A 12,655-nucleotide genomic window follows, 5' to 3' on the forward strand; every position below is an offset into this window, starting at 1 on the left:
ACGGTATGCCCCCGATATCCTGCCAGGTATCGATGCCCGTCCATCGCGCGGTTTTCAACGCGTCGACGGAGTCCGCTGAGCGCAGATAAATATCGACCCTTACGCCCGAGCCTCGATAGTGGTTGAGGTCTCCGGTACTCTGCATGAGGGCGTTCGATACGCCGTAGTCATGATTGGTATAACTGTTAATGCCGCCGATGTATATACTTTTAAGGTTGGTGCATTTATACATCGTACCGGCGTTCAGCGTATACTGCGGTATCGCTATCGGGGACGATACGAGGTCCGCCCACGGGATAAACTCGTTCGCGAACACCACGCTGTCAAGCCATATCGAATTCGAAACAAGATTGAAGGCGCTCGCGGTGCTGTGCTCAAGATAATCGGTCACATTGAAGTGCGGTATCATCACCGTGTTCGTCTCGATTATCCCGGTGGGGTTGTAGGTAGCATGGACCAGCTGCGTCCCCAACACACCGTCAGGGATATTGACAACGGTGCTGTTGAACGTCCAGTTCCTCGTCGGGAAGGAAAAATTGCTCACATCCCACCTTTTCTCCCATGCCCCGCCGGACGCCTGTTTCAGCATGATGGAAAAGCGGAACCGTTTCCCGTCCGAAGCGGATGGCGAGTCGTTTTTGGAATAGAAAAACAGGAACATATTCGTTATGCTCGTGACACGAGGATGATACGTATTGCTCAAATATCTCATGTATGAAAAATTGCTCGCGAGAACACCGCCATTATTCGCGGTAAAGCCCACCTTGTAGGAGCCGAACCGCATTACCGGATAGCTTTGTACCGGATAAATTCCGAATACTACGAGTGGATTTTCGGGAGCCTTCCCCGGAACCCACGTCGTTGAGTCGATGTAATGCACCTGAACACCGCTTGCTGTATATGGCGGCGACATATAACTGTACAGGAAATCGACGTATTCGTTGATATAGGGGAGTAATCTCGCGCTCGTATATGGTGCGAGGAAGATCGGTGCTATCCCTCGATAATCCATGCCTGGAAAAAAGAAGTCACCATCATTGTAGTTGAAATTCGTTCCGTCGGTAAGATCGGCAATGACGAAATTGGAATACCCGCTGTACGTCCATGCACGCTGGCTCCACTCGACATCGATCGCATGTACGAGGGTCTGCGCAGACATGACGAACAGCGCTGAAAGAACAACAGTTCTGACATACGAACGCATACGAATACCTACCTTAGACCATGCGCCCAATCCGGGCAGCACTTAGGTAGTATAGTAAATCTTCATTAATCTTGTCAAGGGACGGCAATAGTACGATCATGCCGTCCGCTGCTCATAAAGGGCTTTCAGGCCTTTGAGTGACAGGAAATCGTCGACTATCGATATTTCCTTTGTGCCCCTGGCTACGAAATTGGATAGCCCGCCGGTAGCTATGACTTGGGCATTTGGCTCGCCCATCTCTTCCTTCATCCGCCGCACTATGCCGTCGACAGCATCCACGGTCTGATAGTATATCCCCGCCTGCATACCGCGGACGGTTTCCGTCTCTATGGCCTTCGCCGGGGCTCCGAGCTCGACCTTCGGGAGCTTGCTCGTCCTGTTGACCAGCGCCTCAAGCGATATGCTGATGCCGGGGATGATAAGACCGCCGAGATATTCATTCTTCCTCGAGAGGGCGCAGAACGTCGTTGCCGTGCCGAAATCGATGATAACAGCAGGCGCCGAATAGAGTTTTATGACGGCATACGCATTGACCAGGCGATCGGTGCCTATCTGACCCGCATCCTCGTAGCGTACCGGCATCTCCTTCTCAAAATCCTTCGGCGTAATAAGCATGGGATTACAGCCGAAGTACTTGAATATCATCTTGTTGATCGAGTGATTGATGGGCGGCACAACGCTCGAGTAAATGCCTGTCTTTATCGAAGCAGGGCTTACGTTGTTATGGATGAGCATCTCCTTGAACAAAATACCGAGCTCATCGGTCGTTATCGACCTGTTCGTCCCGATGCGGAACGATGCGACGAGATTATAGTCACCCGTATCGGCGGAGAATATGCCGGATTCTATATTGCTGTTGCCGACGTCTATTGTCAGGATCATGAACGCTCCTTGCGCAATAACTATATCAAATACTGGAAATAACGCCAGCGCACACAGACGCAGTGTGTGCCTTTCCATTGTGGTAACGCAGCGAAATAATTGCATGAGGCCGGGATCAGCAGCCAGACACGAATTACACTAATTTCCACGAATTATTCGTGGTTATTCGTGCAATTCGTGTCTATCCCTCTTGATTTGGCGTCAATCGATCGGAGCATTTCACATACAAATAAAATTCACTCACCAGACGCGCGAGCCCTTGACAATCCCCGGCCATTGACTATGATTCAGTCGTCAGCGATCAACGGACACACGGAGGAACCATGCGACTTACAGCAACACTTGTCCTTACGTTCACACTCGGCGTACTCACCGCAGCGGAAAAGCTGCCGTTCGATGCCGCCATGAAAAGCGATGTCGGCGGGCGCTACCTCCTCGACAATGCGGAGATATCCATCCCGTCGATACCCTCTTCGGCGGAAGATTTCACCGCACTTCGCGAGAGCATCGCAAAGGACCCGCGCGGAGGATATGCCGCATTCATAACGGCGATGATCATCTACGGCAGGAATAAGGAGCTCGGCCTCCAGTGCATGACGCTCATGCTCGATCAGTCGCTCCTCACCAAGGGCGGCGCGAAACCGGTGTATAAAGGTTATTCGCCGGACGCCAACGCACAGTACCTTATCCGCCAGATCGATAAATATCCGTGGCTCGGCGCCGTCTATCTCGACGGCACAAGCGCCGATGCGGGTTACTCGCTCCCGGCAAAGGGGCCGTTCGTCATCCGATTCAATCAGCTCACCCGCGACCGCGATGATGAGGTGCGGCTCTATGCGTTCACAACATCGGGAAATCTCCCGCGGCCGATGACGCTCAAGAAGAACGACAAGGGAATATGGAAAGCCCTCAATATATCGAGTGTCGTCGTCGGCCCCTCGAGCCTCCCGAAAAAGGTGGTCAAGGACGATCTGTAGACGCATCCTCAGAAGAGCGTTCGCGGAATTCGGCCGGAGAGACGCCGGTACTCTTCTTGAACGCCTTGGAAAAATGAAATCGATCGAAGAAACCGAGTTGTTCAGCGATGGACGGGATATCGTCCCCGGTCTCGATAAGGAGCGCCTTGGCTGAACGGAGCTTTTCCGACAGGGCATACGCTTTCGCCGGCATGCCGAAATGGCGCTTGAATTCCTGGGAAAAATAATTCTTATGCACGCCGAACTTCATCGCGATGTCCCCCATCGATATCGCTCGCAACGATGTGCGCCGCACATACTCGAAGAACGGCGCGAAGCGGTCATAGGCATCACGTTTCTTGAACGCTATCTCCTCTATGACCGGGCGTATCATCGAGAGCGCATCATAGAGCATCGCCTTCATCGCGAACACATCACCGGATGGTATCGAACCGACCGCGCGCTCCCACCACGCTGCGGCATCACCGGTGAACGGCAGTATCCGCGGGGCATCGTTGAGCAGGATATCGGCGCCGCCATAGGTGATGTTACACTGGAAGAACACCTTCTTTAAACCGGGGGCATTCCGTATCCGCGCCGTCTCGCTCAGCGGTATGATGCAGATGCTCGGTGCTTTGAGCGAGAAGGATCTCCCTCCCCGGACAAGCCCCCCCTCCCCCGCCAGTATTATCTGCAGCTCATTGTACGGCCCCTGCCTGAGCACCTCTTCATCACCGCTGTAGTGAGCGAAACCCGCACGCTTGATATCGATGGATAGACGTCCGATGACGGCATCAAACTCCTGATGTGATTCCCCGCCGCGGACAAGGAGTTTGGTCTCATTTTGTAGCTTTTGCGGCATATAAGACAGTATACCGATAACCTGCCGCATCGCAAGTTCTTTATTTCGTACATATCTGAATTTATTCCTTCCATTGACCTCGGTCATGCATCTGCATATACTGTTCCTGTTCGATAAGGAGCGCATGAATGAGATCCTTTATCCTCATGATAACGGCGGCGGCATCGCTTTCTGCGTTCGATATCGAAACAGCCGTCTACGAAGCATATAACGCCGGTAAGAAAGAAGTGACGATACCCCCCGGCGTATACCGCATTTCCCCGCCCTCCTCGCACAGCTCTATCCATCTGTATCTCACGAACATGAGCGACTTCACCGTGAACGCACCGGACGTAACGATGCTCTGCACCGAAACATGCCCATCCATTCGTCTTGATAATTGCTCGAATGTGCTCATCCGCGGCATCACCGTCGATTACGATCCGCTCCCGTTCACGCAGGGGACGGTTCTATCCATTGGCACCAATGACAGGGATATCGAGATCGCATTGCATGACGGATATCCGCTCCCGCCCGAAGGGGATCAGGGGCTTTACATCTACGACAGGATAACGCGTCATTGGAAGAAGAACATGTATACCTCGGGAACGAGCGCGAAGCTTACGGTAATCGGCCGCACAGTGCGCGGGACCACCGACGGGGTGAACGCCCGGCTCGGGATAGAAACAGGTGATCTTGTGGTCATAAAAAGAAAGATACGTTCACCGCATGTGACATTTCTCAGCCGCTCGTTCTTCTGCACGTTCGACGGCGTAACGCTTCACACCGGGCCGACATTCGCCGTGCTCGATGTGAACGGCGGGGGAAATCGTTATCTCGGCATGCGCATCACGCCCGGACCCGTGCCCCCCGGCGCGACCGAAGCGCGTCTCAAAGCGAATACCGCCGACGGCATACACGTCATATCATCGATGCCCGGCCCGCACATAGAGAACTGCCTCATCGAGGGTCACAGTGATGACGGCATTGCGATACACGGCCACTACGCGCTCGTGCTCAGGGACAGCGGCACGCGCATCACGGTCATGCCGAAGAACGATGTACTCCCGTTCACAACGAACAGTATCGTGCGTTTCACGCGCACTGCTGACGGCAGTGTATTTGCGCAGGCAACGGTCGCAGGCATTACACCATCTGCAGCAGCGGATAGGCCGGGTTACGAGGCTGTCAAAGGCTCCTTGTCGATAGAGAACAAAGGGATACGCGACTCGATGAAGACATACTATGAGATCGATCTCGATACGGCAGTGAATGCCGCCCCCGGAGACGGCATCGACTGCCCGGCGAAGAACGGCGACGGGTTCATCGTACGCGGGAATACGATACGCAATCACCGGGCGCGCGGGCTGCTCATTAAAGCATCGGACGGCATCATTGAGAACAATATCATCGATGGAAGCTCCATCGCCGGCATCGTCGTCGCTCCGGAGCTCATCTTCTGGCTGGAAGCGGGCAATTCCTGGAACCTTACGATACGGAGCAATGTCATCCGCAACTCAGGCTACGAACGTTCTTCAACGGGGAGTTCGCAGGCGGGCATGATAAGCGTCATCGCGAACGGCGCATCGGGATATGCTGCGCCCGCGGCACAGCGGAACATCGAGATAGCGGATAATATCGTCGAGCGCTGCTGCGGGGTGAATCTCCTTATCACCGCTGCGAGCAACGTCACGGTCAGGAACAATACGTTCAAAGACACCCATGGCGTAGAATCGCGAACGGGGGAAAGCCGCGGCGTCGATACGAAGGCCGTCGTCTGGCTCGACCGTGTCCGCGATGTACGATTTTCTAACAATAAGGTGGAACGCATGGGCCCGTTCGGCGGCACGTTCATAGGAGCGAGCGACGATATCGCCGGCGTAACCGGGGCCCCGGTGAAAAGCGTAAGGCGCATACTCGCATCGAAGGAATTCGGCATCGAGCAGGGCGCGAACGGCTGGCATTATCTCTCGCTTACCGGCAGCGTGTTCACTGCAATGAAATATAATCCTGCGCGTAAGTCATGGGAGGGCCCTGAACAGTTCTGTCTCGTGGGAAATACCGGCATGCATCCGGGCAACAACTGCGACGCGGTGCGCCGCTGGACATCGACCATCACCGGCACGGTACGCATTACCGGCAAGCCAGCGAGCGGCGGGAGCGACGGCGTGACCTGCAGCATAAGGAAGAACGATGAAACGATATGGACATCACCGACCGTGGGCAAAGCAGGTGTATCGCATGCCGTAAGCACATCGGTTAAAGAAGGCGATATGATATACTTCATCGTCAATTGCGGGCCTGCGAAGGTGAACTCGGGCGACAGCACCGGCTGGGACCCTGTCATCGAGATAGGGAAATAATATGTCAGCCCGAAGAAGGATACGGTCATGAAAATACTGCGCAGCACGGTCCTATTCATTGCGGCGTCACTGTCGCTGATCGGGATGCCCGATATTGGCAAAGCAGTGAGCAATGCCCCGCTGCCGTTCGAGCGGCCGTATCCCGTGACGAATATCACCGCCGAAAAGTCGTTCTCCGTCATCGATCACGGTGCGAAACCTGACGACGGAAAAGACGATCTCCCCGCGATCCGCGCTGCCATTGCCGCAGCAAAAGCATCGGGTGCACCGTCTGTCGTCATATTCCCGAAGGGTGCGTATATCCTTGAGAACAGCACTACCAACAAAGGCGCTATGCTGCAGTTATCGGATGTCCGGTCGCTTTCCATCAACGGGAACGGCAGTACGGTCGTGATCAAAAATCCGGATATCGGTTTTGTCCGGCTTGATGGCTGCTCGAATGTCATCATACGTGACTTCATCGTCGATTATGATCCATTGCCGTTCTCGCAGGGCATCGTCGAATCGGCGGATACGGCCGCAGGATCCTTCGTGCTTTCGCTGTCGAAGGGATTCCCCGAGCTTGATGAACCATATCTTGCGGCGAAACGCGGCTTCGGCATGCTCAAGCACCGCGAGATAGCCGGCAGGATGAAACCGGGGGCGCCGAATTTCTTTCGCATCGACGGCTACGAAAAAATAGCGGCCGGAAAGTACCGCCTCATGCTCAACAGCAAGAGCCAATCACGATATTTCGAACCCGGTGATCGCTATGTGCAGATCATCCGCTCCGAGGCGCTGGCAAGTTTCTGGAACACGACGCTTAACACCACTTTCTTCAACATCGTCAATCATGCCGCTCCCGGCTGCGATTATATCGGCTCTTCCTGCGGGAACATCGCCATACTCGAGTGCAAGGTACTGCTGAAGGAAGGGCGATGGAACGTATCGGGGGCCGACGGCATACACTGCCAGCAATTCACCATCGGCCCCTGGGTGGAAGGATGTGTGCTCGAAGGAATGGCCGATGATGCGATCAATTTCTACACGATACCTCTCTATGTGCAGGAAAAGAAAAGCGAGACGGAATTCGTCGTCCGCGGCTGGCCGCTTGTCTTCCCCGGCAATATTCTCCGTGCCTTCGACCCGCGAGAGGGCCGTCTGATCGGCGAAGCGGCGGTGCTTGCCGTCGACACAGCATCCGGAAAAAAGACCATTACGCTCGACCGCGTGATCGGCATCGCTTCCAATGGCGTGCAGAAAGAATGCGATCATTTCTTCAACGACAGCCGCATTTCATCGCATTTCGTCATACGCAACAATGTGTTCAGGAATTTCCGCCGCTATGGGTCGTATATCAAAACGCATCATGGCGTCATTGAGAACAATCTGTACGAGGGGAACAGCGGTTCCGCGATATGTGCGAAGAACGAGCCGGGGTGGCCGGAAGGGTTCGCACCGCGCGACCTTGCCATCCGCAGGAACACGGTCCGCGATTCGAATTTCGAGCTCGGCGGCGACGGGGCCATTGTTGTCGCGGTGGATTCGCTCACGCATGAGGCCGCGTGGCGCGGGGCGGAACGCATCCTCATCGAGAGCAACAGGCTCCATAACACCGGCGCTCTCGCAATACAGCTCTTCTCCTGTGCCGATGTCACGATACGCGGCAACAGCATCAGCGCCGATGCATCGAACTACGCACCGCGCGGCGACACGATGCCGTACGCGATACGCTGCGTGAACGTATCGAACCTCTCGCTCATCGATAATAGTCTGCGGGTACAGGCAGAAACCGTCATCGATCTGACACGCTCCGCCGCCGTTACGGCGGAACATAACGACCTCACCTCGATACCGCGCAAACGCTATGCCGCAGCGTCCGGCTTCGCCGATACACAGGGGAAATATCTCTGGCGCTTCGAGTCATACGACGGCACGGGATTCGCCGATCTTTCATGGGATGATATAAAAAGGCAGTGGCGCGGTACAAAACAGTGGACGATAGTCGGCTCCGATTCACAGCACCCCGATGACGGCGGCGACTCGGTGCGCACCTGGGTATCACCGCTGAACGGCACGGTAACGGTGAGCGGTACGGCGCGTCTTGGATCAACGGCGCCGGCGAATAAAGGCGACGGCATCATCGCCTCGATCCGGCATAACGACGCGATCGTTTTCGGACCGGTGGACGTAACACCGGGCAGCGCAACGGCAGCACATGACGTGAAGGTAACGGTACAGAAAGGGGACCGGATACGGTTCATCGTCAACATGAACAAGAACAGCTCTTCGGATTCGACGTACTGGAATCCGGTCATAGCGATCGAATAGGTCCGGACTGCGAAGTCTTATCGATAGATAACGGCTGCAAGACAGGTGACGGTGCCGGCTCCCTGCCGTTCTATCCATGTTATACCGCCGTCGGCGGAAGTATACAGGAATCCGCCGTTCACACCGGCAACAATGTTCATCCCATCGAGCGTACACGCGATACCGCGCCAGCAGCGAAGTCCCGCGCTCGGACGCTGCGTCCACGTCGCGCCGCCGTCGTAGGATGTATAGATATATCCTGCCGTATAGTTCTGATTGTCAGCGGCGATGATACGCATGCCGTTCGAAGAACAGGCGAACGTGAACGCTCCTGCACCGGCACCCATGCTCTTTGTCCATGTGCCTCCACCGTCGGTCGAAATATAGATATAATCCATCTGCCCGCCGACGATTAATCTCTTCCCGTCAGATGAATACACCACACTATTGAATTGCTGCGGCGTTCCGCCGTCAAGATCACCGGAATTCGTCCATCCGCCGCCGTTATTGACCCAGATGTAGGCATAACTCAACCCAGGATCGACACCGGCGAGTTTATTCCCGTCAGCAGATGAAGCGACTTGTCCCCAATAATGCTGGCCAAGAGCGGTCTCCTGCACCCATGTCACACCGCTGTCCATCGAACGGTAGAGATAGCCGGACCCGGGCAATCCCGTCTGATAATCAGCAGCCAACAGCTTCGTTCCGTCCGCTGAACAGATGATGTGATTCCAATAATTCGTAGTCCCGGTAAAATCCCTGAGCACCCAGGTCGCCCCGCTGTCCGTCGATGTATAGAGCTTTCCGACCTGCCACGCCGCCACGAGTTTTTTGCCGTCGGAAGACGCTGCGATGCACGACGCGCTGCAATCCGAACGCGCATAGTCGGCCGCCCGCGGCGACCACGTCGCGCCTCCGTCCAATGATTTGAAAAGCGAACCGTTGGCCGCGTAGTGTACTGTTATGATCCTGCACTTGCCGGCATTCGCCAAGCTGTTCGGATCGAGTGCATTCGTCCGGTCGCTGATATCATGCAGACAGGATAGTGTGAGAAGCATAGCGAGCGCGGTGAAAACCGAGAAGATCGTTCTTCGCATTTTTCGTCCAGTAGAAAGCATCATCATACTCAGTATAATCACTTGCCGCTATATGTCAAATCGAGCCCGTGCAGGAAACTGGAGCCCCGATTCATCACGTAAGAAAATAAAACCACGGAGGGCACAGAGAATATAAGTGAATGCAATGAAGAGCATGGAGGATAATGCGCAGCATGTATCATCTTTCGGGTGAAAACGCTTAATTTTCCATCTGCTCTTTTTCGGCCTTTTCTCCGTGATCTCCGTGGTTTCTCTTTATCCTTATGCGAGGATTTGTGTCATCGAGCACATTTGCGGACACAGCCTCGACATGATATAATCCCGGTCACATAAACGGTCGGCAGGCACCATGAACGCATTCGAACGATTAGCATCGGTGATAGCGGAGCGAAAGACCGCCGATCCGTCGACATCCTATACGGCAAAGCTCATGCATACGGGTGTCGACAAGATGAACAAGAAAATAATCGAAGAGGCGTATGAAACATGCATGGCGGCGAAGGAGAACGACAAGGCGCATCTCACCGCCGAGATATGCGATCTATTTTATCACACGCTTGTCCTCGCCGGTTACAAGGATATCACCATTGCCGATATAGCGTCGGAGCTTGAGCGGCGCGCCGGGACGAGCGGGCTTCTTGAAAAAGCATCGCGGGGAGAACAATGACACTGGGATCGAACGATACGATAAAATTCGCCATACCGAACAAGGGGCGGCTCTCCGAACCGACGATGGCGCTCATCAAGCGCGCGGGGTTCTCATTCCGCCAGAAGGAGCGCATGCTCTATGCGACCTCTGCATCGGCGGACATCACCTTCGTATTTCTACGCGCCGAGGACATACCGCTCCTCGTAGCGAACGGCGCCATCGATGCGGGCATTACCGGCCAGGACCTCGTCATCGAGAAAGAGGCGGATGTCGCCGAGCTTCTGCCGCTCGATTACGGTAAATGCCGCCTGTGCGTCGCCGTCAGCCAGAATTTCCCGGGAGAGGAGGCATCGCTCCTTCGCGGGAAGACCATTACGACATCGTTCCCGGTCATAACGAAAAACTTCTTCGCCCGCGAGAAGGTGGATGTCAACTGCATCGAGATGAGCGGAGCGATAGAGATAACCATAGCGCTTAAGATCGCCGACGCCATTGTCGATATCGTGGAAACAGGAGACAGCCTCAAAGAAAACAATCTGAGGATATTCCGGGAGATCGGAAAATATCAAACGGTGCTCATCGCCAATAAAAAGATCGCAGCGGATGAACGCATCGCGCGTATCAAGCGGCGCATCGAAGGCATACTCATCGCCGACACGTACAGCATGCTCGAATACAATATCCGGGCTGAGAAGCTCAGGGATGCGGAAGCCATAACACCGGGATACGAATCGCCCACGATATCCGAGCTTGACGAGAAGGGCTGGCTTGCGGTGAAGGTGATGGTACAGAAAAGCAAACTCGCCGAATCGATGGACAGACTGGAAGCGATAGGGGCGCTCGCGCTCATTGAGACCGAGATAAAGAACTGCCGCCTGGGCAAGAAGTAGAAAAGGGGTACGCGTATGCCGCCGAAAAAGATGACCGAAAGCGTGGTCGACATCCCGCAGCCGAGGAACATCGGCGCCGATCAGAAGAATGCGGCGATGGGCGCGTACTTCATGATGTTCGCCTCGTGGGCCATCGGGCTCCCGCTCCCCTTCTTCGGCCTTATCGCATCGATAATATACTACTTCATCAACCGCGCACAGTCGCCATTCGTCCGCTTCCATGCACAGCAGGCGCTCCTCTTCCACATTCCGATATCGGTCATCAATGCGGCCCTCGTCATCTGGTTCTTCATCGCTTTATCATTCCCGAAAATGCTCGGCACCGTCCTCGCCGTCGGGGCGATATGCACTGCCGTGCTCAATATCGTCTATGTGATCCTTTCGATCATCGCCGCGCTGTATGCGAAACACGGCCGTTTCATCTACTTTCCCCTCATCGGACGCATGTCGTACCGGTCGAATTTCGTGAGGCCCGCGCGCGCGCGTACGCTCCCGAAGAATTCGCCCCCGGAAGGATTGTAGATCATGTTCAGGAGCCGTGTCGTCATCCGCGATCTTGCGATAATTCTCGGCGTCATCCTTCTCAGCACCGGTGTCACCATCGGCCTCTATCACCTGTTGATACCGAAGGGTACGCCCGAGGTCGCGAACGATATGTCGCTTGACTGGGAAAAGAAGCTCAAGGCCCTCCTCAAGGACCAGGTGGCACGGGAATCGACGATCATTCGCAAAGCGCCGGTCACCCGCGCCATGTCCGTCATCATGGAGCGCCTGACCGCATACGACACGAATCTCCCCGCGCGCCCCGAGATCATCGTCATTGATTCACCCATCGTGAACGCGTACACGTTCCCCGGCGGCATGATAGTCGTTACCAGCGCCCTCATCCGCGATGCGGCGAATGCCGAAGAGACGGCTGCGGTGCTCGCGCATGAGCTCGGCCACGTTGCACATCGCGATCCGCTCGCGCTCATCATTCGGCAGACCGGGCTCGCCGTGCTCATGGCCGTCGTTTCGGGCGGCAACACCACGATAATACACGATATCGTCCGGCAGGCGGTCAACTCCCATTACTCGAAGCAGCAGGAGAACGCCGCCGACGAATACTCATGCGCGCTTCTCATCAAGGCGGGGATACACCCGAAGCACAGCGCCGCGTTCTTCCGGAAGCTGAAAAGCAGGTACAGCCGCACCGCGGAGAAGATACTCGAACCGCTCGCGACGCATCCTGCAACGGAGCGTCGCATCGCGAATGCGGAGCGCTGGGCGAAACAGTTCCGCGGGAGCGAACGAGCGCTTCCCATCGACTGGGAGGCCGTGAGAAAAAGCGTTCCATCGGCATTCGACGAGCGATCATCACGCTGAGTTGCCAGCCGCCCGAATCATCACGTAAGAAAATAAAACCACGGAGGGCACAGAGAATGTATGAGAATGCAATGAAGCGTATGGAGGACAATGCGCAGCAGGTATCATCTTTCGGGTGA

The 12,655-nt window shown here is 55.3% G+C and carries 11 protein-coding genes; 7 read left to right on the plus strand and 4 right to left on the minus strand.

Features of this window, described 5'->3' with window-relative positions; translation table 11 throughout:
* Together AABZ39_09760 and AABZ39_09765 are read right to left on the minus strand one after the other, a co-directional pair.
* The coding region (locus AABZ39_09760) for a hypothetical protein (GenBank protein MEK6795052.1) at positions 1-1,204 on the minus strand (1,204 nt) is incomplete at its 3' end.
* 96 nt (positions 1,205-1,300) lie between these two features.
* Complete coding sequence (locus tag AABZ39_09765; protein MEK6795053.1) at positions 1,301-2,086, minus strand: type III pantothenate kinase; 786 nt, start codon at positions 2,084-2,086, stop codon at positions 1,301-1,303.
* 323 nt (positions 2,087-2,409) lie between these two features.
* Here AABZ39_09765 and AABZ39_09770 point away from each other — a divergent pair, with 323 nt between their 5' ends.
* A complete protein-coding gene (locus tag AABZ39_09770) occupies positions 2,410-3,063 on the plus strand; it encodes a hypothetical protein (GenBank protein MEK6795054.1) in 654 nt (217 codons plus the stop codon).
* Here the strand turns inward: AABZ39_09770 and AABZ39_09775 are convergent.
* The gene (locus tag AABZ39_09775) at positions 3,047-4,030 is read right to left on the minus strand and encodes an AraC family transcriptional regulator (protein MEK6795055.1); all 984 of its coding nucleotides are present in this window, start codon (positions 4,028-4,030) and stop codon (positions 3,047-3,049) included. The two genes, AABZ39_09770 and AABZ39_09775, sit on opposite strands and share 17 nt — an antisense overlap.
* Before the next feature lie 2 nt (positions 4,031-4,032).
* Here AABZ39_09775 and AABZ39_09780 point away from each other — a divergent pair, with 2 nt between their 5' ends.
* Both AABZ39_09780 and AABZ39_09785 read left to right on the plus strand, forming a co-directional pair.
* Entirely contained in the window at positions 4,033-6,246 is a 2,214-nt protein-coding gene (locus tag AABZ39_09780) for a right-handed parallel beta-helix repeat-containing protein (protein ID MEK6795056.1), read from the plus strand.
* A gap of 27 nt (positions 6,247-6,273) precedes the next feature.
* A complete protein-coding gene (locus AABZ39_09785) occupies positions 6,274-8,556 on the plus strand; it encodes a right-handed parallel beta-helix repeat-containing protein (protein MEK6795057.1) in 2,283 nt (760 codons plus the stop codon).
* Between the two features lie 17 nt (positions 8,557-8,573).
* On the opposite strand, the gene AABZ39_09790 is transcribed toward AABZ39_09785, so the two are convergent.
* On the minus strand, positions 8,574-9,632 hold the full coding sequence (locus AABZ39_09790) for a hypothetical protein (GenBank protein MEK6795058.1): 1,059 nt from the start codon (positions 9,630-9,632) through the stop codon (positions 8,574-8,576).
* Positions 9,633-9,981: 349 nt separating this feature from the next.
* Between AABZ39_09790 and AABZ39_09795 the strand changes: the two genes are divergently transcribed.
* From AABZ39_09795 to AABZ39_09810, 4 genes are read left to right on the plus strand one after another with little or no spacing between them, the layout of a single operon-like run.
* Positions 9,982-10,299, plus strand: a complete 318-nt coding sequence (locus tag AABZ39_09795; protein ID MEK6795059.1) for a phosphoribosyl-ATP diphosphatase — start codon at positions 9,982-9,984, stop codon at positions 10,297-10,299.
* The gene (hisG, locus tag AABZ39_09800; GenBank protein ID MEK6795060.1) at positions 10,296-11,171 is read left to right on the plus strand and encodes an ATP phosphoribosyltransferase; all 876 of its coding nucleotides are present in this window, start codon (positions 10,296-10,298) and stop codon (positions 11,169-11,171) included. Before AABZ39_09795 ends, hisG begins: the two co-directional genes overlap by 4 nt.
* A 15-nt stretch (positions 11,172-11,186) precedes the next feature.
* Positions 11,187-11,693: a DUF4870 domain-containing protein gene (locus AABZ39_09805; protein ID MEK6795061.1), complete on the plus strand. Its 507-nt coding sequence runs from the start codon at positions 11,187-11,189 to the stop codon at positions 11,691-11,693.
* Positions 11,694-11,696: 3 nt separating this feature from the next.
* Positions 11,697-12,536: a M48 family metallopeptidase gene (locus AABZ39_09810; protein ID MEK6795062.1), complete on the plus strand. Its 840-nt coding sequence runs from the start codon at positions 11,697-11,699 to the stop codon at positions 12,534-12,536.
* Positions 12,537-12,655 lie beyond the last annotated feature (119 nt).

The sequence above is a fragment of the Spirochaetota bacterium genome, assembly GCA_038043445.1.
Lineage (GTDB): Bacteria > Spirochaetota > Brachyspiria > Brachyspirales > JACRPF01 > JBBTBY01.

Coding starts and splice junctions, on each gene's coding strand:
- AABZ39_09765 (MEK6795053.1), bottom strand. CDS start 2,086: ATGATCCTGACAATAGACGTCGGCAACAGCAATATAGAATCCGGCATA.
- AABZ39_09770 (MEK6795054.1), top strand. CDS start 2,410: ATGCGACTTACAGCAACACTTGTCCTTACGTTCACACTCGGCGTACTC.
- AABZ39_09775 (MEK6795055.1), bottom strand. CDS start 4,030: ATGCGCTCCTTATCGAACAGGAACAGTATATGCAGATGCATGACCGAG.
- AABZ39_09780 (MEK6795056.1), top strand. CDS start 4,033: ATGAGATCCTTTATCCTCATGATAACGGCGGCGGCATCGCTTTCTGCG.
- AABZ39_09785 (MEK6795057.1), top strand. CDS start 6,274: ATGAAAATACTGCGCAGCACGGTCCTATTCATTGCGGCGTCACTGTCG.
- AABZ39_09790 (MEK6795058.1), bottom strand. CDS start 9,632: ATGCGAAGAACGATCTTCTCGGTTTTCACCGCGCTCGCTATGCTTCTC.
- AABZ39_09795 (MEK6795059.1), top strand. CDS start 9,982: ATGAACGCATTCGAACGATTAGCATCGGTGATAGCGGAGCGAAAGACC.
- hisG (MEK6795060.1), top strand. CDS start 10,296: ATGACACTGGGATCGAACGATACGATAAAATTCGCCATACCGAACAAG.
- AABZ39_09805 (MEK6795061.1), top strand. CDS start 11,187: ATGCCGCCGAAAAAGATGACCGAAAGCGTGGTCGACATCCCGCAGCCG.
- AABZ39_09810 (MEK6795062.1), top strand. CDS start 11,697: ATGTTCAGGAGCCGTGTCGTCATCCGCGATCTTGCGATAATTCTCGGC.